General features: G+C 48.2%; 1 protein-coding gene. It reads right to left on the reverse strand.

Going from position 1 to position 1,244, the window contains the following annotated elements:
- Positions 1–31: 31 nt before the first annotated feature.
- Positions 32–1,182 (reverse strand): IS3 family transposase gene (locus tag EMM73_RS19770; protein ID WP_127688476.1). Its coding sequence is split into 2 segments (ribosomal slippage): positions 32–942 and positions 942–1,182, totalling 1,152 coding nucleotides; the frame shifts between segments, so codons are not numbered across the junction.
- Positions 1,183–1,244 lie beyond the last annotated feature (62 nt).

The following is a 1,244-nucleotide window of genomic DNA, read 5'->3' on the forward strand; positions in this document are numbered from 1 at the left end:
CTGATCTGATCCGGCAACACTGGACACGCCACTAAGCTACTTTCTTTAATTCATAGTTTTCTGGGCTGAGATAGCCAATAGCACTATGCCTTCTGGTTTTGTTGTAATCAACTTCAATGTATTCAAATACCTGTTGTTGAAGCGTTACCCTATCAGTTAACGGTTCATCTTTGAGCAGTTCGACCTTCAGAGTATGGAAGAAGCTCTCTGCCACTGCATTGTCCCAGCAGTTGCCTTTTCGACTCATGCTTTGTATAAGCTGATGTTTTGCAATCAGATTTCTATAAGCCGTTGAACAGTATTGACTGCCTCGGTCGCTGTGAACTATGACGTTTTTGGGGCGTCCGCGGCGTAGTAAAGCCATTTGCAATGCTTTACACGTCAGCTCTGCCGTCATCCGCGAATTCATCGACCAGCCAATCACTGCTCGCGAGTACAAATCAATGATAACGGCCAGATAGAGCCAGCCCTCGTTGGTTAGCAAATACGTGATGTCACCTACCCATTTCTGGTTGGGCGCATCCGCACTAAAGTTCTGCTCCAGCAAATTTGGGGCCACTGGCAACTGATGGTTGCTGTCTGTGGTCACTTTGAATTTCCGAGCTGCTTTGGCTTTTAACCCTTGTCTTTTCATGCTGTTCAATATCGTTTTCAGGTCTGCATGGTCGCCATTTTCAGCCAACGCAACCTGAATACGGCGCGCACCGTCACGTTGCTTACCTTGCGTAAAAGCCTTATTGATTTTCTCGTCCAGCGCGGCCCGCCGTAGGGCTTTCTCGCCAGGTTCTTCACCGGTACGACGCCACTGATAATACCCACTTCGCGATACACCAAACACAGCGGCCATGCGTTGCAGGCGGAACCTGTGTTGGTGCTCCAGCATAAATTCAAATGCAGCTACTTTTGATTTTTCGCGAAGTAGGTTGCGGCCTTTTTTAAGATGGCTAAATCCTCGGCCTGATCAGCCAGTTGGCGACGTAACTTAGCTACTTCGGCCGCTAGTTCAGCTTCACGCTGGCTGGTAGTGGATTTTTTCTCTGATGCATTACGCCAGTTGTAAATCTGGGTTTCGTATAGCTTCAACTGCCGTGCTGCTTCGGCCACGCCAACACGCTCGGCCAGTTTCAGGGCTTCGGTTTTAAATTCTGCGGTATAAGTCTTACGGTTCTTTTTAGTTGTCATAGGCACCTCGTTATGTGATTTTACTCACTTAGCGCGGTGTACAGAACTACTGGATCAGATCA

Source organism: Rheinheimera sediminis, from assembly GCF_004005375.1.
Classification (GTDB): domain Bacteria; phylum Pseudomonadota; class Gammaproteobacteria; order Enterobacterales; family Alteromonadaceae; genus Pararheinheimera.